This is a genomic window from Sinomicrobium oceani (assembly GCF_900119185.1).
GTDB classification, from domain to species: domain Bacteria; phylum Bacteroidota; class Bacteroidia; order Flavobacteriales; family Flavobacteriaceae; genus Sinomicrobium; species Sinomicrobium oceani.
In genome coordinates this window covers 30639-50234 of sequence record NZ_FPJE01000009.1, presented here as the reverse complement: position 1 = coordinate 50234, position 19596 = coordinate 30639, and the positions used below count along the sequence as shown (strand labels likewise).

Sequence of the window (19596 nt, the reverse complement as noted above, 5' to 3'; positions counted from 1 at the left end):
GACAACGGGACACGAATAACCGCACTTCCGGTGCTACCGGAAGCGCTATATATAAAATTCAGGCAAATCTCCGAAAGTCGGATGATCACGGAAATTTCCCGGTCCGGGATCTCGGGTCCGGTTTTATTCCTCCCTGTTCAACATCTCCCACAACCGGTCTTTCAGGGTTTGTATTCCCTGCTGGGCTACAGAAGATATAAACATATAAGGAACACCTCCAAAAGCTTTATCCAGCTCTTTTTTCATTTCCCCTTTGAGCTCATCGTCGAGCATATCCGATTTGGAAATTGCAATAAAGCGGTCCTTATCGAGCATTTCCGGGTTGTACCGGCGCAACTCGTCGAGCAATATCTCATATTCTTTTACAATATCTTTACTGTCGGCCGGAATGAGAAACAGCAGTGTGGAATTGCGCTCGATATGCCTCAAAAAATAATGTCCAAGCCCTTTTCCTTCTGCAGCTCCCTCTATAATTCCGGGAATATCGGCCATAACAAATGTCTGGAAACTCCGGTGCTGTACAATTCCGAGATTGGGCTTTAAGGTGGTAAACTCATAATCCGCAATTTTAGGCTTGGCTGCGGTGACTACCGAAAGTAATGTCGATTTCCCCGCATTGGGAAACCCGACAAGCCCCACATCTGCCAGCACTTTCATTTCGAGAGTAATATTTTTTTCCTCTCCCTCCAGTCCGGATTGCGCATAGCGCGGGGTCTGATTGGTCGAAGTTTTGAAGTGCCAGTTACCCAGTCCGCCTTTACCTCCGGTTACAATGATCTTTTCTTCCCCGTGTTCGGTAATTTCAAAAAGCACTTCTCCGGTTTCCGTATCCTTTACCACTGTTCCGAGCGGCACATCCATATAAATATCTTCGCCATCGGCCCCGGTACTCCGGTTTTTACTTCCGTGCTCTCCATGCCCGGCCCTGAAATGTTTTTTGAATTTAAAATGAAACAGCGTCCAGAGATTCTTATCTCCCCGAATAATAATATGCCCTCCGCGGCCACCATCTCCTCCGTCCGGACCACCTTTAGGTACGTATTTTTCACGATGCAGGTGTGCAGAGCCTTTACCTCCGTTACCCGAAGAAACATATATCTTTACGTAATCTACAAAATTCCCCTCCGTCATCTTCTTCTTAGTATTGTGTATTGTATAACAATGTGTTAGTTATAATAAGATTGCCCTCACAAAGGACTCCCTGTTGTTTTCAAACACAAAGACGCACCACAGTGCGCCTCTGTATACTATCGTACATCCGCGTAACCTTACTGTTTCGTTACTGTTTTACGGTTTCAAGGCCCTGTATAACCCCGGAAAGACGCTCTGTGATCTCCGCTACGGAACCGATACCATTAACGCTGTAGAATTTCTCCTGCTCTTTGTAGTAATCGATAAGAGGCGCTGTCTTTTCGTTGTATTCTTCGAAGCGGTTCCTGATTTTACGCTCATCCTGGTCATCGCTCCTACCACTGATTTTCCCACGTTCCAGAAGCCGTTGAATAAGCACTTCATCGTCAGCTTCCAGGGCGATAGTTGCACTCACTTCCATACCTTTTCCCTGCAATAGCTGGTCCAGGGCCTGGGCCTGGGCTGTCGTTCTCGGAAAACCATCAAAAATAAATCCTTCGGCATCATCGTTTTTTTCCACCTCGGCCTCAAGCATGTTTATCGTCACTTCATCGGGTACCAACTCCCCTTTATCTATGTAAGTACGGGCCAGTTTTCCGAGCTCGGTTTCATTTTTGATATTGTAACGAAACACATCTCCCGTAGAAATATGTACCAGGTTATATTTCTCCTTTAAAAAAGCGGCTTGCGTTCCTTTCCCTGCTCCGGGTTTTCCAAAGAGCACTAAATTTATCATGTCTTTTTCTTTTAGTTGATACACTTCGGGCAGGTTCCTTCCCAATTCATCGTAATCCAGTCCGTAACCGACGATGAACCTGTCGGGGAGTTCCTTCCCTATATAATCTATATTCAGTTGTTGTTTATACGCTTCCGGTTTGTAGAACAACGTGGCTATTTTCAGGCTCTTTACGTTCATCTCCGAAAAAATCCTGTGAATCTCCACCAGGGTATTCCCCGTATCCACGATATCCTCGAGCACGATCACTGTCCTTCCTTCCAGACTCTTATTGACCCCCACAAGCTGCCTGACACTTCCGGTTGTAGCCGTACCGCTGTAAGAGGCCAGTTTTACAAAAGTAATCTCACAATCGCCCGGATACTTTTTCAGAAAATCAGCAGCAAACATAAAAGACCCGTTAAGTATAGCTACAAAAACGGGAACCTCTCCGGGAATTTCATCGTGGATGTCACAAGCCAGCCGGGTTACCGTCTCATTGATTTCCGAAGGTGATATAAAAGGCCTGAAATACTTATCGTGAAGTCTGATCGTTTTCATTAAAAAAATATCTTTTCACAAAACCGGTTGTTCGATTACAAAACGACAAATATACGATTTACCCGTTTAGATCAATGCTTTAATACGCTGCTTTTTAACAAGCTGAGCTTTTTATAACATCTTTTCTCGAAAAACCCGTACAATTTTCATCAATCCCCTTTATTCACGGTATTCCCGGTGCTCCATAAGCATCTCCACCTCCGCTTTCAGCATTTTGCTAACCGGACATTTTTCCCCGATCTCCAGAAGCCTTGCTACCTGTTCTTCCGTAAGGTCCTTCTCAAAAGCGACTTCCTTTTTCATTCGTTGTCGCAGTCCGTCAGCAGTCATTACCGGGGCCAGCGCAGCATTTACCCTGATTATGCCTACCTCCCAGCCCTTGCGCTCGGCATACATCCGGATGGTAATAGCCGTACAGGAAGCCAAAGCTCCTAACACATAATCTGTCGGTGCGGGAGCCTTGTCTTTGCCCCCTACTTTTTCGGGCTCATCAATATAAAAAGTATGTTCGCCCGAAATTGCTTCCGTATAGTAGTTATCAAGACCGTTAGTAACCGTAACTCCGTTTTTGCTTGCCATGTTTCCAAGTTTTTTGTATCAGACAAGATACGACTTTTTCCTACGGAAAAACCTGTGACGACATCTATATAAAGAAAGAAGTATTCCTGAGGCAAAAAATAAAACCGAAAAACCACCGCAACCTATCCTGCAAATACTTCACCGCTCAAAACAACCATATAAAGAACTGACAAACAAAACAATAAACCAAAACAGAAAAATCGACACCATAGCGGTAAACAGTGTTAAAAACTGTTAAAAAATGTATGCCATTGTAACACTTCCCCCGCTTCATCGTCAATTTAACGAACGCCGGACGCAACAGCCGCTGTTCTTACATCATCATCAATCAGAAAACTAAAAACAACTAATGAGACACGTATTCACCTGGTGCGCATTATTTCTTTCTTGTGCACTTATCGCACAAACATCGGCAGAACCGACCAACTTTCCGAAGACGGGGACCGTCACAGGAAGAGTGATCGATCAGACCCTACAAGACCCTATTCCTTATGCTTCGGTTGTAGTGAGATCTGCAGAAAACAACGAGATCATTACCGGAGGTATCACACAGGACGACGGTTCCTTTGAACTGCAAGGCCTTCCGGACGGAAAAATGGCATTTGAAGTACAATATATCGGTTACCAGACCTACCACAAACAAATCACCATCTCCAAGGCCAACAGCAAAGTCAACCTGGGGATTATAGCCCTCGAAGAAAATGTTGCCGAACTGGAGGGTGTGGATGTTGTTGCCGAGCGTTCCACCATAGAACAAAAAATAGACCGCAAGGTCATTAACGTCGGTAAAGATCTTACAACTACCGGAGCAACAGCTTCGGAGATCATGAACAACATTCCTTCCGTAAACGTGGACCAGGACGGGAACCTGGCTTTGCGCGGCAACCAGAATGTAAGGGTTATGGTAGACGGCAAACTATCTAATGTGCCCGTAGCGCAATTACTAAAGCAGATCCCTTCTACTTCCATCAAAAAAATAGAGCTCATCACCAACCCCTCCGCCAAGTATAACCCGGAAGGAATGAGCGGGATCATAAATATCGTTTTACACAAAAACGCCAATATCGGGTTTAACGGAAATATCAATATGGGGCTTACCCAGGCCATAAACGCCAAGTTCAACTCATCCGTCGACCTCAATTACAGAAACGGAAAGTTCAATGTGTACGGGAGTTATGGCAATAACATAGGAAAATACAATAACGACGGAAGACTGTACCGGGATGAGCAGGATATGGAACAGCTATTTAAGTTCCGAAGCAATAACAAGTCGCACCTGTACAAAGCAGGTCTCGATTTCTACCTGGACGATAAAAACACACTGTCGTTTTTCACCAATCAGAATACGTTTGACGGTAAGGAAAGCGGCGCCTCCAACATTACTTATTTCGCCGAGGAAGGAAGTGATTTCAGACAGTCGATCCGCTCCGACAACAACAATCACAGCCAGCAATACAATTTCGATTACAAACGTGACTTTAATAAAGAGGGACACAATATAGAGCTGGAAATAGACCACAACCGTTTTTCGGATGACGGAAGTACCGACAACACCTTTACAGGCCCTTCGAACGTACCGGATTTTCTCGACATCAATAAAACAGAAAGAGAACAGACGACCGTAAACCTGGACTACGTGAATCCGCTTACGGAAAAGTCAAAACTCGAACTGGGAGCAGAAGCCCGGTTATTCGAAACCAACCTGGACTTCAATTCCACCGGAATGTCTTTTAATGCCGATGGGGAACTGGTCCCCACTCCCAGTACAAAATTCGATTATACCATGGACATCTATTCTGCCTACGCCACATTCGGACAAAATTTCGAAAAATGGTCATACCAGGTAGGTGCCCGGTTTGAAAATGTAGAAGTGAAAGCAGACACCAATACTGTCAGAGCTTTTACAGACAAATACACCCAGGTGTACCCGTCTGCTTTTGTCACCTACTCGCCTTCGGAAAAAAACCAGTACCAGGTGAGTTTCAGCCGAAGGGTAGACCGTCCCGGCATAGGACAGGTAAACCCCATCCGGAAGTGGAGTACTCCTCTTGTCTCCCAGTTCGGGAACGAGAGCCTTACCCCACAGTTTACAAACTCCGTAGAAGCCAATTACACAAGGCGGTTAAAACAGGGAAGCATTACTGCCGGAGTATTTTACCGTCGTATCGAAGACGAGATCAACCAGGCCTTATACGTAGACCCTATCGACGACAACAGGCTGATCCTCACCTTTGACAACTTCGACAACAACTCGTCATACGGACTGGAGCTTTCAGGGAATTACAAACCCTTGAAATGGTGGAATTTCAACACCAGTTTCGACCTGTTTGCCCAAACCCAGAAAGGATACCTGGGTACGGAATACGCCGAAGTGGAAAACACATCGTATAATTTCCGGATGAGCAACAACTTTATCGTCACCAAAAAACTTACGTTATCACTTTTCGGATTCTACAGAGGCCGTAACAAGTCGCTGCAATTTGACGCCAAGCCCATGTATTTTGTCAATACCGGCGCACGTTATGCCTTTGCAGGCGGCAAGGGAAGTGTAAGCCTGAATGTAAACGATATATTCAATACCATGCGTTTTGCTTTTGACAGCAATCGCCCTATAAGCCAGTCCGGAAGATTTACCTGGGAGAGCAATTCGGTCTACCTCGGACTCTCTTATCAATTCGGAAGCGGAAAAAACAGGACTGTAAAACGCAAAAACAGGGATGACAACACCAAAGAAGGCGGAGGGATTATGTAGTTAATAGGTTTTTAAAAGAAGCAGGCCACCTTTTTCAGGCGGCCTGTTTTTTTATGGGCAGAACTTTACGGACATAAGGCACTGAGCCGTCTGCCGTTTGACAGTGTTGTCGTTGTTTTGTCCGTAGCCTCATAGTTCTGTAAGCAGGAAGGGCTAACGAGCAAATCAATGTATCGTCCCCTAATCAAAATAAGGTACTTTGTCTTCCGAAATCACTTTGCGATACAACATTTCGATCTGGCTTTTCAGGATACGGTCTTCGGACAACTCCGGTAAGGCATTGATACTGAAATAACCGACATCGAGCACATCGAAACCTTTTTGCAATGTACCGGATAGCGTTTCGCAATAAAACACCATTTTATACACATAGAACGGCTGTGGCGGATGTGGATGCATTTTTTTATCCATAACCCCCAGAAGTCTGACAGGCCGGACATCCAGGCCGGTTTCTTCTTCAAATTCCTTGATTATCGTTTCGGAGGGTGTAAAGCCGATATCCGCCCATCCCCCGGGAAGCGACCATTTGCCATCCGCACGTTCCCGAACCAGTAAGATCCCGCGATCCGGCGAAAGTACCAATCCGCGGACATCCACTTTTGCCGTCGGGTAATCCGTTACCGCCGGGAACATTTTTACGAGGTTTTTCTTTTCGTGGCCGGTGTATTTCCCCATAAGCCTGGTATTGAGTTCCCGTATCTCTTCGTAGCGCTCTATATCATAATCATCTTTGGCATATAGCAATCCCGTATCCGCTATAGCACGCAGACGTTTCAACATATTGAGAATGTCATCATCCATACCTAATAAACTTTAAATGCTGATCGTAAACTTACCCATTTTTTCCGGCCCGGCCCACATAAGCAACTTTAAAAAATACGGAGGTACAAACTAAATTTTAAAATCTTCTTCATTCGCAGTACTTTCGTAAAAAATTTCCGCATGCAAAATATTATAGACCGCTTTATCAGCTATGTCACCATAGACACCCAGTCCGATCCCAAATCTGACGCCACTCCGAGTACGGCCAAACAGTGGATACTGGCCAACCGCCTGGTCGAAGAGCTCAAAGACATAGGTATGCAGGATGTTTCCGTTGACGAGTATGGCTACGTTATGGCTACACTTCCGGCCAATACGGACGAAGAGGTACCCGTAATCGGATTTATTTCGCACATGGATACTTCGCCGGATTTTAACGGAACCAATGTAAAACCGAGAATCATCGAAAAATATAACGGTAAGGATATCGTGCTCCACGAAAAGGAAAACATCATCCTTTCCCCGCGTTATTTCGAAGACCTTCTTTTATATAAGGGACAAACCCTGATTGTCACGGACGGAACTTCGCTTCTCGGGGCAGACGATAAAGCGGGGATCACCGAGATTGTCACCGCTATGGAATACCTTATCGGACATCCTGAAATAAAACACGGCAAAATACGTATTGCCTTTACCCCGGATGAAGAAATCGGTCGGGGGGCTGCCAAATTTAATGTTGAAAAATTCGGTGCTGAATGGGCCTACACTATGGATGGCAGCCAGATCGGCGAACTGGAATACGAAAACTTCAATGCGGCCGGTGTTACCGTAACCATCAAAGGAAAGAGTGTCCACCCGGGATACGCCAAAGGCAAAATGGTCAATTCTATGGTCATAGCCAACAAGTTTGCCAATATGTTACCCCCCCGGGAAACCCCGCAGCAAACGGAAGGTACGGAAGGTTTTTTTCATTTTTCACACATTACCGGGGATGTGGAAAAAACCGTGCTCGAGGGTATCGTCCGGGATCATGACTTCGACAAGTTCGAAGCGCGGAAAGAACTCTTACAAAAAATAACCAATGAACTCAATTTCAAACACGGCCATGTGATTTCCCTGGAGATCAAGGACCAGTATTACAATATGAAAGAGAAGATAGAACCTGTCTTCCATATCGTGGAGATCGCAGAAGAGGCCATGAGAGATGCAGGAATAGAACCGCTCATAAAACCGATACGCGGAGGCACCGACGGTTCCCAGCTATCCTACATGGGGCTGCCTTGCCCGAATATATTTGCAGGCGGTCATAATTTTCATGGAAAATACGAATATATACCTGTGGAAAGTATGCAAAAAGCCATCGAAGTTATCGTAAAGATCGCCCGGCGTACTGCGGAGCGATACGGCGCTTCCTCTGCTGAGAACAACTAATCTGCAGAGAATGAGAATACCTAACAAAATAACAAAGCCGATGGACATCCATCGGCTTTGTTATTTGCAGGAAAACATGGTTTCCGCTTACTTTTTCTCCTTCACTACCGGCTTTTCGGCCACGGTGTTCAATTTCTGACTCATTTCCATAGAAATAGCAGATCTTTCGAATTTTATTTTTCCCGCAAGGGTTTCTATCACACAAGAAGAATCGCTGTCATTCAACTCGACAACTTTCCCGTGCATTCCGCTCTTGGTTATTACCTTATCTCCTTTTTTAAGCTCGGCGGCAAATTTCTTTTCCTGTTTCTGGCGCTTCATTTGCGGACGGATCATGAAAAAATAGATCACCACAAACATTAATAAAAAGGGGGCCAGACTACTAATTGATTCCATATATAAAATTAAAAAATTTCTGTTTTTTGGTACTTACTCGGATTCTTCTACAAAAGCTTTGATCCTCACCTGCTCGCTACCTTTTTCGGTATTGGTGGTTACGGTAACGGTTTTGGTGATCTGATTAATCCCAGAACCATTGTATTTTACCAGTAACTCTCCGGTTTCTCCCGGAGCTATAGGTTTATCCTTGGGAAATTCCGGGATCGTACACCCACAACTGCTGGTTGCATTGGTAATAATCAGCGGAGCATCTCCGGTATTGGTAAATTTAAATACGGTTTCTACCGCCGTACCGCGCTTGATATTGCCGAAATCATGTTCTTTTTTCTCAAATTCGAGAACGGGTAGTTTTCCTGCTGCTTTATCTCGTGCCGCAGCCTGTTCTACGTTTTCGGATTTCACTTTATTGGCCGCATCTTTTTTACACGAAGTAAAAACCAGTGCTACCAGTGCTATGGCAAACAAAACTTTTTTCATATCACGCTGTTATTTTTGGGATTTAACTATTTATTTTTCTGTGACGGGCATAAAAATAAGCAATATTACATTAATCCTCTTCCCACCTTGTTCAATTTATTTCCTGTTTCGAAATCCTTAACCAGTTTATCCAGGATACCGTTGATAAAGATACTACTCTTAGGGGTGGAGTATTCCTTGGCGATTTCCAGGTACTCATTGATCGTGACCTTTACGGGGATGGATGGAAACTTCAGGAACTCACATATCGCCATTTTCAGAAGTACTTCATCGACTTCAGCGATCCTGTCCGTATCCCAGTTCGGCGTTTTTCCGGAAATTTCCTTTTGCAGCGTTTCCTCATTGAGCACGGTCTTGCGAAAGAGCTGCCTCGAAAACATCTTGTCTTCTTCGTCCTTGAACAGACGGGGAAGAAAATAACTTTCGGGATCTCCGGGCTTGACCTTTCTGAGTTGCTTGAGAATAAAAGTATTGACCAGCGGAAGATCATCGATCCAGGTGAGATTGTAATCTTCTATGTAGTCGTAAAGCTTTTCATTAGGGGCGATCACCTCCTTATAAAGGTCCTGAAGAAACTCCTTATCCTCTTTAAAAGAAGAAGTACGCGTTGCCATATACCTGGCATAAAAATCGCTCTTTTCCATCTCCCTGTACAGCACTTTCACATACTCTTCATCCAGGTACCAGTTGTTGAGCTTACGGTTTTTAAGTTCTTCCGCCAGCAGGGTATTTTCGGATAGCAGCTCCAGTACTTTATTCTCTATAAATTTCCTGTTGGGATTTTTCTCCGCTTCGGTGGCGAGATATTTTTTCTCGGAAGCATTGAGCTGGTATGCACCTATTTTCTGCATTTCCACCAAAAGGCTCAGCAATACCAGGTAGAGGTTATACATATTCTCCATGCTCATGGAAAGGAATTTTTCTTCCTTGTCCAGATCGGTTTTTTCGGCCTGGGTCAGCGCATAGATAGACTGCATGACCTTTACCCGAATATGTCTTCTTGTTAACATATAAAAAGAACTTGTTGCCTTTAAAAAAGTTAAGGCGAAAGAAATATTCTTTCGCCCTGCAAAAATAATAGTTTCCTGTCGCAAATTCCAAGTTTTTATGTTACCAAATCGGAATTTTCGCGCAGTCCCCTGAATTTATGCGCCTTTCCCCTGCTTTCTGGCATCAATTCTGCCTTGAGCAACACGCAGGGCCGATTGATGTGTCGAGCATCCGTTTTTGGCGGAGTGCGCAAATATTTCGAGGGTCGTAGTATAGATATTCTCGGTTTTTCTGATAATCTCATCTTTTCCGTATCCTTCGAGCTCGGCATACACATTGATGATACCTCCTGCGTTGATCAGAAAATCAGGTGCATAGGCAATTCCTCTTTCCATCAGTATCTTACCGTGTCTGTTCTCATCGGCAAGCTGGTTATTCGCTGCTCCGGCCACAACCCCTGCCTTGATCTTGTACACCGTATCATCATTTATGGTTGCTCCGAGCGCACAGGGCGCATAGATATCGACTGCTGCCGTGTACAGGTCATCTCCCGCATAAATAACAGCTCCGTATTTTTTGCTTACTTCCTGCAAGCGGTCTTCATTGATATCGGTTATAAATACCCTTGCACCTTCTTTGGTCAGATGCTCCACAAGAGACTCTCCTACATGACCGATGCCCTGTACCAGCACCTGCTTTCCTTCAAGCTTATCCGTTCCGAAACGGTGTGCGGCAGCAGCCTTCATCCCCATATATACGCCATACGCAGTTATGGGCGAAGGATTTCCTGCTCCTCCTCTCGACTCGGAAACACCCGTAACATAAGGTGTAACATCCCGTACGAGATCCATATCGGAAGTTTCCATACCCACATCTTCTGCCGTGATATATTTACCGCCGAGCGTATTGACGAATTCTCCGAACCTGCGCATAAGTTCCGGGGTCTTACGGGTCTTTGCATCTCCTATGATCACTGCTTTTCCTCCACCGAGATTTAGTCCTGTGATGGCAGACTTGAATGTCATCCCACGGGAAAGGCGGAGCACATCGTTAAGAGCCTCCCATTCCGAATTGTAATTCCACATTCTCGTACCTCCGAGTGCCGGTCCCAATACGGTATTATGAATACCGATTATTGCTTTTAATCCTGTATCTTTGTCGTTACAGAATACGATCTGCTCGTGATCGTCAAACGAAAGTTGGCCGAAAACCGGGTCTGCTTTTTTAAGTTCGCCGGCATGTAAGATATCTGTATTCATTATTCTTTGGTTTTTATTTTCAAGTATTGAGCATTTCACAAAATCAACACACAAAAATACAAAGTAATTGATGATTTATAAAAAATACACCTGTCAAACTGACGATTTATTAAAACAACTATTCTTTTCCATATTTTTATGAAGGAATTAAAATACATTAACAAATACTTTAAAAAGTATAAGGCAAAACTCCTTATCGGCATCATTATCACTATCATAGCCAGGATATTTTCCCTGGTCATGCCGCCATACATCAGCAAATCTATCGCTACCGTAGAGCAGTTTTTGAAGGCTGAAAACCCGGATAAGGATGCCCTGCAGTCTACGTTACTGACGTATATTCTCATTATCATAGGGTCTGCCCTGCTTTCGGCATTCTTTACTTTTCTGATGCGGCAGACGATTATCAACATCTCCCGTTATATAGAATATGATCTGAAAAATGAGATCTTCAGGCATTACGAAAACCTGTCGCTCAATTTTTACAAGAAAAACCGGACGGGAGATCTTATGAACCGGATCAGTGAAGACGTCAACCAGGTACGGATGTATGCCGGCCCGGCAGTGATGTACAGCATACAGACGTTCACACTCTTTGTCTGTGTAGTACCGATCATGTTCTACAAATCGCCGACCATGGCATTTTACTGTCTTGTTCCCCTGCCCTTTCTTTCTTTTCTTATTTACAGGATCAGCAAGATTATCCATAAAAAAAGTACGGTAGTCCAGCAATACCTGTCTACGCTTTCCACATTTTCCCAGGAGACTTTTTCCGGGATTTTCGTGATCAAAGCTTATGGTATAGAACCTCGAATCAACCGGGAATCGGAGATCCTGGCCGAGGACGGCAGACAAAAAAGTATGGATCTGGCACGTGTAGAGGCCTGGTTCATGCCTTTGATGACCCTGCTTATCGGGATAAGCAGCACCATAGCGATCTACATCGGCGGAAAGCAGTATATCGATGGCGAAATTGCCACCGTCGGTATTATAGCGGAATTCATTATTTATATTGCCATGCTCACCTGGCCGGTAGCCATAGTAGGATGGGTCACTTCAACGGTACAGCGGGCGGAAGCCTCACAGAAGCGGATCAACGAATTCCTGAATACCGAACCCCAGATCCGGAATACGGTAAGCGCACATACACCGGTTCGTGGTAAAGTAGAGTTTCGCAATGTTACCTTTACGTATGAAGACACCAATATTACAGCCCTTAAAAACCTGTCTTTCACTCTTAATCATGGAGAGACCCTCGCGATTATCGGGAAAACAGGGTCGGGAAAATCCACCATTCTTGATCTTATAGGCAGGTTATACGACGTTACCGAAGGAGAGATACGCATTGACGATACTCCGCTGGAGCAACTCAACCTCTACGATCTCAGAAAAGCTATCGGAGCGGTACCGCAGGAAGCATTCCTTTTTTCGGACAGCATTAAAAACAATATAAAATTCGGAAAATCGGATGCTACGGACCAGGAAATTATCGAAGCCGCCAAGCGTGCGGAAGTCCATAAAAACATTGTAAAGTTTACAAAGAAATATGACACCGTACTCGGAGAACGCGGAATTACACTCAGCGGAGGACAGAAACAACGGGTTTCCATAGCCCGGGCACTTATAAAGGACCCGGAAATATATCTTTTCGATGACTGCCTCTCCGCGGTCGATACCGAAACCGAAGAAAAGATATTGAAAAACCTGCACAAGGCCTCCAGGCAGAAAACGACAATCATTGTGAGTCACAGAATATCCTCGGCCCGCAACGCCGATAAAATCATTATTCTGGAGAACGGCACTGTTGCTCAGCAAGGTACTCATAATCAACTTATAAATACGGAAGGACATTACAAAGACCTGTACCTGAGCCAACTTTCGGAAAAAGAAATGTAAGTTTTTTGTTGCTTCATTTCATTTTTTTTCACATTTTTGGTTCTGTTTAACTATACAACTAATTTTAAGATTAGAGGGATTATGAGTGAAAAAGATTTACTTGAGAAAGATGAAATATTCTCAAAAGTATTACGAGCCGGAAGGAGAACTTATTTTTTTGATGTAAGGGAGACCAAAGCAGGAGACTACTACCTAACGATTACGGAGAGTAAAAAATTCACACATGACGATGGTTCTTTCCACTACAAAAAACACAAAATCTATCTGTACAAAGAAGATTTCGATGCATTCCGAGATATCCTCGGGGAAATGACCGACTACGTTATAGACGAAAAAGGAGAAGAAGTTATTTCTGAGCGTCACCAGAAAGATTTCAAAAAAGAAGTCGTAGACGCTAACGGAGAAACGGCCTCCAGCGAAAGTTTTACAGATTTGAGCTTTGACGATATATAATCGTTAAAACTTTTCTAAATTCTTCAACCGCTCTCTTAAAAAGGAGCGGTTTTTTTATATTTAATGCCTAACTAACTATAATAATCATGAGGAAATTAGTACTACTTTTTCTGCTTGTGCATTTCTCCTATGCACAGGAATCTCCGCATCTGGACTACTATTTACCGCAACACCTTACTTATCGTACGGATATCCCCACGCCAAAGCAGGTTATAGGGCATGAGGTGGGTGAATGGCATGTTACGCACGACAAGCTTATCGAATACATGAAGGCCCTGGCAGAAGCCTCAGACCGTATTACCTTTCAGGAACGGGGTACTACCTATGAAGGCCGGACATTACCTTTACTGGTTATCACCGCTCCGGAAAACCACAACCGTATCGAGGAGATCAGACAACAACACCTCCGGCTTTCCGAGACCGGAGCAGACAAACTCGATACCGGGAACATGCCGGTGGTTGTCTACCAGGGTTTTTCCATTCACGGAAACGAACCGAGCGGGTCCAATGCCGCCATGGTGCTGGCGTATTACCTTGCTGCCGGAGAAGGCCCCGCCATAGACGATCTGCTCCGCAATACGGTGATCCTTCTCGACCCGGCCTTTAATCCGGACGGGCTTCAGCGATTTGCCTACTGGGCCAATACCAACAAAAGCAAAAACCTCAACCCGGACAACAACGAAAGGGAATATCACGAAGTATGGCCCGGGGGAAGAACCAATCACTATTGGTTTGACATGAACCGGGACTGGCTTCCGGTACAACTGCCGGAAAGCCGGTCCAGAATCGCCAGTTTCCACCGATGGCTCCCCAATATCCTCACCGATCATCACGAAATGGGAACCAACTCCTCCTTTTTCTTTCAACCGGGAGAACCTTCCAGGGTTCACCCTCTCACTCCCGAAATGAATCAGCAACTCACCGGCGAAATCGCACAGTTTCATGTGAAGGCCCTCGACAGTATCGGTTCCCTCTATTTCTCGGGTGAGAACTACGACGACTTCTACTACGGAAAGGGATCTACTTTCCCGGATATCAACGGCAGTGTAGGCATCCTTTTCGAACAAGGTAGCTCCAGAGGTCATGTTCAGGAAAGTGAAAACGGACTGCTGACTTTTCCGTTTACCATCCGTAACCAGTTTACTACTGCAATATCCACGCTCGAAGCAGCCCGAAACATGCGGCAAAAACTATTGGATTACCAACGTGATTTTTACAGCAAAACACGCTCAGAAGCTTCGGGTAGCAAAGGCAAAGCGATCGTCTTCGGCGATGAAAAAGATGCATCCAAAGCATACCACCTCGCCGAAATCCTCAAACAACACCAGATTAAAGTCTATGAACCGGCCGGGGATTTTACCGAAAAAGGAAAAAAGTATAAAAAAGGTTATAGTTATATAGTTCCCAGAAATCAGAAAAACATACGTATTATCGACGCCATGTTCGAAACCCGGACCACCTTTGCAGACAGCCTGTTCTACGATATTTCCGCATGGACTTTCCCGCTGGCATTCGATATGGATTACACCGAGGTAAACGCCTCCCGAGGCGACAGGGAGATCACCGACCTGCAGCTTCCTAAAGGACAGGTAACGGCGAAGAGCAACTACGCCTACCTCTTCGAATGGCACGAATATTACACTCCGAAAGCCCTTTATAAGATCCTTAAAAAAGGAATCAGGGCTAAAGTCGGCAGAAGGGTATTCTCCATAACAGACACGACGTACGATTACGGAACGATCATGATCCCCGTACACAACCAGGACATCAGCGCTGATGAGCTTTATACATTTCTACAGGACGTAGCTGCAGCAGCACACATTAAGATCCATGGTGTAACCACAGGCTCCGCAACAGGTACAGATCTCGGAAGCGGACAGTTCGGCACCCTCGAACTGCCTGAGGTAGCTATCCTCACCGGTAACGGAATTTCACCCTACGATGCCGGCGAAATCTGGCACCTGTTCGATCAGCGCTATGACATCCCGATTACCAAGATCGACGAAAGCTATTTCAGTCGTGTGAACCTGGACCGGTATAATGTCTTTATCCTCACCAATACCTGGGGGAGCCTCGGGCCCCACATCCAGGATAAACTACAGACATGGGTTAAAAACGGCGGAACGCTTATCGGCTACAGAAATGCCGTAAACTGGCTGAAAAGCAATGATTTTGTCAAGGTAGACCTGCGTACCACCGATAGGGTTGCCAAGAACATCACCTATGAGCAGGAGCGCGATTTTCGGGGTGCACAGGTAACCGGGGGAGCCATATTCCAGGCAGACACGGACAGGTCTCACCCTATAAATTTCGGGTATAAGGACCATACCATAGCCCTGTTCCGGAATACCAATATTTTTATGGAACCCGATGAACAAAGTTATAACAATCCCATACGATATACCGATAACCCGCTGCTGAGCGGTTATATTTCCGAGGAAAATCTGGACAAACTCAAAGGAACCGTGCCTTTCAAGGTACAGCGCCTCGGACGCGGAAAGGTACTGTTATTTACCGATAATACCAATTTCAGAGCGTTCTGGTTCGGCACTAACAAATTACTGATGAACGCTGTCTATTTCAATAAGTTTATGTAACGGGCAGACCACAGTCTATAATAAATAACGGGCAGGAGGATCATGCGATCCGCTGTCCGTTTTCTACTTTAAAATCGGGAGCGAGCAAAACGACATCACCTTCATCTCCGACCGCACCCACAACCAGGCATTCGCTCATAAAGTTGGCGATCTGCTTTTTGGGAAAGTTAACCACAGCTACAACCTGTCTGCTCAGCAGTTCTTCCCGGGTATATCGCCTGGTAATCTGGGCAGAAGATTTTTTGAGCCCGATATCGGTGCCAAAATCGATAACCAATTGATATGCGGGTTTTCTCGCTTTGGGAAATTCATTAACCTCAACAATAGTTCCCACCCGCATTTCTACTTTTTCAAAATCACTCCAGGATATTTCCATGTTCATGCCTTTAAGAACGCCAAACATAGTATAAGAAATATCCAATTGCAAATAAAAAACCGGCTATCCCCGGTGTTTTTAGTGGATTCGGAGTTTATCCAGCATCTCTTTCGACACATTTCCGGCATAAACACCATAGGCATCGAGCAGCAGGCCCTTTTCTCCTTGGGCAGTCTCAATAGCATATAAGACCGTATTGTCATCCGGATTTGTATTTCCTTCGAAACGGTACACCTTCAGCACGTTGAGATCCCCGGCAGGGATATGGCTGTTTTTACGCTGATTGTGCACGCCTTTGTCATGCAGGTTATAGTCTTCCGTGAATCCTTCCTCTTTGAGTGCTGCTATAGCTTCAGACAAGGTATCATAAGCATTTTTCATGGTATCGATAATTAAATGTATGTTCCTTAAAATTACAAACAATAACATTCATAGCCAATCTTTTCTAAGCCTTTTTAAAAAGGTGATGAAGCACCCAGGCAGGGCCTATAAGTAAAAATTGCAGGTCTTTGAAAAAAGAAGGTTTCTCTCCTTCTATGCTATGCCCGTAAAACTGGCCTGCCCACGCTATGGCAAAGATTACGACAGCTATCAGCCAAAGCGGGGCTATTGCCGAAATCATGCCGTTGATTATGATACAGCATGCAGAAAACAAGAGAATTTTGAGCGCCATTGTCCAGGAGAGCCGTATATAGAAAATAAGCACGGGGATCAGGGCAATCACAGCCCAGTTTTCTATAAAACGGTTTTCTCCGGGCCATATACGCTCCGGTAAGCCTGCCGGGATACTCATAAGAAGTCCTACGATAGAAAAAAATATGGCGGGAACACAGATATAATGTATCTTTTTATTCACCGGATTACGGTGACTCACCGCATAATCGTCGAACCATTGCTCCAATGTTTTCATCGCCGAGGTTTTTACTTTGCTGTTAGCACCATACAAGGTAGCATTTTCAGGCGATTTTTCATAGCATCCTGCCTCAAGTACCGACTTTAATGCGCTACGGAAAAACCGGCGGGTTGATACGAACATTACAAATTCGTAACTTGCCCCTCTTACATAGGTAAAGATCTTAAAACATATAATTATGGCAAGAACACCAAGCAACATGCTGCCTCTGGGGACAAAAGCCCCCGGTTTCGACCTGCCCGATACCGTTTCGGGAACAAATCGTTCACTTTCGGATATCCGGGGAGAAAAGGCCACGGTAGTCATGTTTATCTGCAACCACTGTCCTTTTGTAAAACACGTTAATCAGGAAATTTCAAGGCTGGCCTCAGACTATACGTCCAAAGGTGTCGGTTTTGCAGCAATTTCCAGTAATGACGTCGAGAATTATCCGGACGATGCTCCCGGGCTTATGGCAGAAAATGCCCGGAAGCAAGGCTTTTCTTTTCCTTATCTCTATGACGAGAGCCAGGATATTGCAAAAGCATACGATGCGGCGTGTACCCCGGATTTCTATGTTTTCGATGACAAATTACAATTGGCCTACCGGGGGCAACTGGACGACTCCCGACCGGAAAATGGTATCCCGGTGACAGGAAAAGATATCCGTACCGCACTGGAAGCAGTGCTTCACGGACAACAGGTTCCCGAAATGCAAAAGCCGAGTATCGGCTGTAACATCAAGTGGAAGAAATAACATTTTCTACATTTCAGGTAACCACCCCCTGCGTTCGAGAAGGCGATAAATATGCATGTAATGATGTTCGCTGTGCCAGGCATAAATTCCGACATTTATGGCAAGGGTAGTTTCCTTCCCGCTTTCGGGATGTACAAAAGTTCTGCTCAGATCATCCGGGGTCAGCATACGCAGCAGGTATATCCATTTGGCATGGAGTGCCTGCAGCCCCTGAAGCGCAAGGGAGGCCGGAGCAGACCTGCTATCTTCCAGCGCAGCCCACAGACCTTCTTCATAAGCCTTGATTACCGGGGTGTTTTCGGTTAACGTCCATTTAAAACGGACATAGCTATTGGTATGACTATCATAGAGATGATGAAGAACCTGTCTAACCGTCCATCCTCCGGGACGATAGGGCGTATCCAGTTGTTCCGGACCAAGATGGCTGACCAGGGTTTGGAGCCGTTCCGGATAAACTTCCAGTTCCGAAATCCAGGTGCCCAGCTCCTTTTCTCCTATGTATTCCGGCACTCTGAATTTACCTATGGGATATCGCAATGTATCTTTGTTCATAACAGCTCTGTTTTTTCGTAAAATTATTATTTATCCCGTATCGGATACGTATAGTATACCAAAAAAACAGCGAACAAATTATGGCCCACGAAAATATGTCCGGAATGAGTCGTTATTTTTTTCGTATTAACAAATATTTTGCATGCAAAATTTCTTTTTTACAGTTTAGTCTACTAATTTTATAGAGTAATAATCTGAACAGAAAAACAAAGAACAGCTATGAGTACGATAAGACTGGGAGACAAAGCTCCTAATTTCAAAGCACAGACCTCCGAAGGAGAGATCGATTTTTACGAATATCTTGGCGACGGTTGGGGAATACTGTTTTCTCACCCTGCAGATTACACCCCGGTATGTACTACCGAACTGGGTGCTGCGGCAAAATACAAGGATGAATTTGACAAGCGAAATGTCAAAGTTCTTGCACTGAGCGTAGACGGACTGGAGTCTCATAAAGGATGGATCAAGGATATCAACGAGACTCAGCACACCACGGTCAATTTCCCTATCATAGCGGATGAAGACCGGAAAATAGCTACACTCTACGATATGATACACCCCAATGCGAGCGCTACCGCCACGGTACGGTCCGTATATGTGATAGGCCCTGATAAGACCGTAAAGCTCATGATCACCTACCCTGCTTCGACCGGGCGAAATTTCGATGAGTTACTACGTGTAATCGATTCGCTACAGCTTACACAATACCACAAGGTGGCTACACCGGCAAACTGGAAAAACGGAGAGGACGTCGTTATTGTTCCGGCCGTATCGAATGAGGAAGCTACCGGAATATTCAAGAAAGGGTTTAAGGAAGTAAGACCATACCTGCGCATGACCCCGCAACCCAACCTCGATTAATTATTTTTGGTGGTCGCCTTCGAAGTCAAACCTATGTACTTCAGTGTGTCTCGCCTGAGTTCCTGAAAAAGTGATGATGCGAATGGAGACCAATAGATTATTAGGCTACTCAGTTATCTGATTGTTGTCTTAAAAACGTGATAACGAATAACCAGG

Annotated in this window: 19 protein-coding genes; 7 read left to right on the top strand and 12 right to left on the bottom strand. The window is 45.0% G+C overall.

Going from position 1 to position 19596, the window contains the following annotated elements; all coding sequences use genetic code 11:
* Window positions 1-123 precede the first annotated feature (123 nt).
* The 3 genes from obgE to BT112_RS09505 all read right to left on the bottom strand — a co-directional run bounded on the left by obgE (window position 124) and on the right by BT112_RS09505 (window position 2986).
* A complete protein-coding gene (gene obgE / locus BT112_RS09515; RefSeq protein WP_072317142.1) occupies window positions 124-1131 on the bottom strand; it encodes a GTPase ObgE in 1008 nt (335 codons plus the stop codon).
* Window positions 1132-1279: 148 nt separating this feature from the next.
* On the bottom strand, window positions 1280-2407 hold the full coding sequence (locus BT112_RS09510) for an adenylate kinase (RefSeq protein ID WP_072317141.1): 1128 nt from the start codon (window positions 2405-2407) through the stop codon (window positions 1280-1282).
* A 159-nt stretch (window positions 2408-2566) separates the two neighbouring features.
* Entirely contained in the window at window positions 2567-2986 is a 420-nt protein-coding gene (locus BT112_RS09505) for an OsmC family protein (RefSeq protein ID WP_072317140.1), read from the bottom strand.
* Window positions 2987-3335: 349 nt separating this feature from the next.
* On the opposite strand from BT112_RS09505, the gene BT112_RS09500 reads away from it, so the two are divergent.
* Entirely contained in the window at window positions 3336-5738 is a 2403-nt protein-coding gene (locus BT112_RS09500; RefSeq protein ID WP_072317139.1) for a TonB-dependent receptor, read from the top strand.
* Between the two features lie 180 nt (window positions 5739-5918).
* On the opposite strand, the gene BT112_RS09495 is transcribed toward BT112_RS09500, so the two are convergent.
* On the bottom strand, window positions 5919-6539 hold the full coding sequence (locus BT112_RS09495) for an NUDIX hydrolase (protein WP_072317138.1): 621 nt from the start codon (window positions 6537-6539) through the stop codon (window positions 5919-5921).
* Between the two features lie 141 nt (window positions 6540-6680).
* Between BT112_RS09495 and pepT the strand changes: the two genes are divergently transcribed.
* Window positions 6681-7931: a peptidase T gene (gene pepT / locus BT112_RS09490; RefSeq protein WP_072317137.1), complete on the top strand. Its 1251-nt coding sequence runs from the start codon at window positions 6681-6683 to the stop codon at window positions 7929-7931.
* Between the two features lie 87 nt (window positions 7932-8018).
* On the opposite strand, the gene yajC is transcribed toward pepT, so the two are convergent.
* The 4 genes from yajC to BT112_RS09470 form a co-directional block, all read right to left on the bottom strand.
* Window positions 8019-8327: a preprotein translocase subunit YajC gene (gene yajC, locus BT112_RS09485; protein ID WP_072317136.1), complete on the bottom strand. Its 309-nt coding sequence runs from the start codon at window positions 8325-8327 to the stop codon at window positions 8019-8021.
* 33 nt (window positions 8328-8360) lie between these two features.
* On the bottom strand, window positions 8361-8807 hold the full coding sequence (locus BT112_RS09480) for a DUF1573 domain-containing protein (RefSeq protein ID WP_072317135.1): 447 nt from the start codon (window positions 8805-8807) through the stop codon (window positions 8361-8363).
* A gap of 65 nt (window positions 8808-8872) precedes the next feature.
* Complete coding sequence (gene nusB, locus BT112_RS09475; protein WP_072317247.1) at window positions 8873-9817, bottom strand: transcription antitermination factor NusB; 945 nt, start codon at window positions 9815-9817, stop codon at window positions 8873-8875.
* Window positions 9818-9952: 135 nt separating this feature from the next.
* A complete protein-coding gene (locus BT112_RS09470) occupies window positions 9953-11056 on the bottom strand; it encodes a Glu/Leu/Phe/Val family dehydrogenase (protein ID WP_072317134.1) in 1104 nt (367 codons plus the stop codon).
* Window positions 11057-11194: 138 nt separating this feature from the next.
* On the opposite strand from BT112_RS09470, the gene BT112_RS09465 reads away from it, so the two are divergent.
* The 3 genes from BT112_RS09465 (at window position 11195) to BT112_RS09455 (ending at window position 16002) form a co-directional block, all read left to right on the top strand.
* Window positions 11195-12952 (top strand): ABC transporter ATP-binding protein, encoded by a 1758-nt coding sequence (locus BT112_RS09465; protein WP_072317133.1) that lies wholly within the window; start codon window positions 11195-11197, stop codon window positions 12950-12952.
* Window positions 12953-13033: 81 nt separating this feature from the next.
* On the top strand, window positions 13034-13405 hold the full coding sequence (locus tag BT112_RS09460; protein ID WP_072317132.1) for a PUR family DNA/RNA-binding protein: 372 nt from the start codon (window positions 13034-13036) through the stop codon (window positions 13403-13405).
* 86 nt (window positions 13406-13491) lie between these two features.
* The gene (locus BT112_RS09455) at window positions 13492-16002 is read left to right on the top strand and encodes a M14 family metallopeptidase (protein ID WP_072317131.1); all 2511 of its coding nucleotides are present in this window, start codon (window positions 13492-13494) and stop codon (window positions 16000-16002) included.
* 40 nt (window positions 16003-16042) lie between these two features.
* On the opposite strand, the gene BT112_RS09450 is transcribed toward BT112_RS09455, so the two are convergent.
* The 3 genes from BT112_RS09450 to BT112_RS09440 all read right to left on the bottom strand — a co-directional run bounded on the left by BT112_RS09450 (window position 16043) and on the right by BT112_RS09440 (window position 17288).
* The gene (locus tag BT112_RS09450) at window positions 16043-16378 is read right to left on the bottom strand and encodes a tRNA-binding protein (RefSeq protein ID WP_072317246.1); all 336 of its coding nucleotides are present in this window, start codon (window positions 16376-16378) and stop codon (window positions 16043-16045) included.
* A gap of 78 nt (window positions 16379-16456) precedes the next feature.
* Window positions 16457-16759 carry a phosphoribosylpyrophosphate synthetase gene (locus BT112_RS09445; RefSeq protein WP_072317245.1) on the bottom strand — a complete coding sequence of 101 codons (303 nt, stop codon included), beginning with the start codon at window positions 16757-16759 and terminating at the stop codon, window positions 16457-16459.
* Between the two features lie 64 nt (window positions 16760-16823).
* Complete coding sequence (locus BT112_RS09440) at window positions 16824-17288, bottom strand: Mpo1 family 2-hydroxy fatty acid dioxygenase (protein ID WP_072317130.1); 465 nt, start codon at window positions 17286-17288, stop codon at window positions 16824-16826.
* A 181-nt stretch (window positions 17289-17469) separates the two neighbouring features.
* Here BT112_RS09440 and BT112_RS09435 point away from each other — a divergent pair, with 181 nt between their 5' ends.
* Window positions 17470-18027, top strand: coding sequence for a thioredoxin family protein (locus BT112_RS09435; protein WP_072317129.1), 558 nt, complete (start codon window positions 17470-17472; stop codon window positions 18025-18027).
* Between the two features lie 6 nt (window positions 18028-18033).
* Here the strand turns inward: BT112_RS09435 and BT112_RS09430 are convergent, their stop codons facing one another.
* Window positions 18034-18579: a YfiT family bacillithiol transferase gene (locus tag BT112_RS09430; RefSeq protein ID WP_072317128.1), complete on the bottom strand. Its 546-nt coding sequence runs from the start codon at window positions 18577-18579 to the stop codon at window positions 18034-18036.
* 219 nt (window positions 18580-18798) lie between these two features.
* On the opposite strand from BT112_RS09430, the gene BT112_RS09425 reads away from it, so the two are divergent.
* On the top strand, window positions 18799-19440 hold the full coding sequence (locus BT112_RS09425; protein ID WP_072317127.1) for a peroxiredoxin: 642 nt from the start codon (window positions 18799-18801) through the stop codon (window positions 19438-19440).
* Window positions 19441-19596: the final 156 nt, after the last annotated feature.

Excerpts from the sequence above, each read along its gene's own strand:
- obgE (WP_072317142.1), bottom strand. The coding sequence starts at position 1,131 with ATGACGGAGGGGAATTTTGTAGATTACGTAAAGATATATGTTTCTTCG.
- BT112_RS09510 (WP_072317141.1), bottom strand. The coding sequence starts at position 2,407 with ATGAAAACGATCAGACTTCACGATAAGTATTTCAGGCCTTTTATATCA.
- BT112_RS09505 (WP_072317140.1), bottom strand. The coding sequence starts at position 2,986 with ATGGCAAGCAAAAACGGAGTTACGGTTACTAACGGTCTTGATAACTAC.
- BT112_RS09500 (WP_072317139.1), top strand. The coding sequence starts at position 3,336 with ATGAGACACGTATTCACCTGGTGCGCATTATTTCTTTCTTGTGCACTT.
- BT112_RS09495 (WP_072317138.1), bottom strand. The coding sequence starts at position 6,539 with ATGGATGATGACATTCTCAATATGTTGAAACGTCTGCGTGCTATAGCG.
- pepT (WP_072317137.1), top strand. The coding sequence starts at position 6,681 with ATGCAAAATATTATAGACCGCTTTATCAGCTATGTCACCATAGACACC.
- yajC (WP_072317136.1), bottom strand. The coding sequence starts at position 8,327 with ATGGAATCAATTAGTAGTCTGGCCCCCTTTTTATTAATGTTTGTGGTG.
- BT112_RS09480 (WP_072317135.1), bottom strand. The coding sequence starts at position 8,807 with ATGAAAAAAGTTTTGTTTGCCATAGCACTGGTAGCACTGGTTTTTACT.
- nusB (WP_072317247.1), bottom strand. The coding sequence starts at position 9,817 with ATGTTAACAAGAAGACATATTCGGGTAAAGGTCATGCAGTCTATCTAT.
- BT112_RS09470 (WP_072317134.1), bottom strand. The coding sequence starts at position 11,056 with ATGAATACAGATATCTTACATGCCGGCGAACTTAAAAAAGCAGACCCG.
- BT112_RS09465 (WP_072317133.1), top strand. The coding sequence starts at position 11,195 with ATGAAGGAATTAAAATACATTAACAAATACTTTAAAAAGTATAAGGCA.
- BT112_RS09460 (WP_072317132.1), top strand. The coding sequence starts at position 13,034 with ATGAGTGAAAAAGATTTACTTGAGAAAGATGAAATATTCTCAAAAGTA.
- BT112_RS09455 (WP_072317131.1), top strand. The coding sequence starts at position 13,492 with ATGAGGAAATTAGTACTACTTTTTCTGCTTGTGCATTTCTCCTATGCA.
- BT112_RS09450 (WP_072317246.1), bottom strand. The coding sequence starts at position 16,378 with ATGGAAATATCCTGGAGTGATTTTGAAAAAGTAGAAATGCGGGTGGGA.
- BT112_RS09445 (WP_072317245.1), bottom strand. The coding sequence starts at position 16,759 with ATGAAAAATGCTTATGATACCTTGTCTGAAGCTATAGCAGCACTCAAA.
- BT112_RS09440 (WP_072317130.1), bottom strand. The coding sequence starts at position 17,288 with ATGAAAACATTGGAGCAATGGTTCGACGATTATGCGGTGAGTCACCGT.
- BT112_RS09435 (WP_072317129.1), top strand. The coding sequence starts at position 17,470 with ATGGCAAGAACACCAAGCAACATGCTGCCTCTGGGGACAAAAGCCCCC.
- BT112_RS09430 (WP_072317128.1), bottom strand. The coding sequence starts at position 18,579 with ATGAACAAAGATACATTGCGATATCCCATAGGTAAATTCAGAGTGCCG.
- BT112_RS09425 (WP_072317127.1), top strand. The coding sequence starts at position 18,799 with ATGAGTACGATAAGACTGGGAGACAAAGCTCCTAATTTCAAAGCACAG.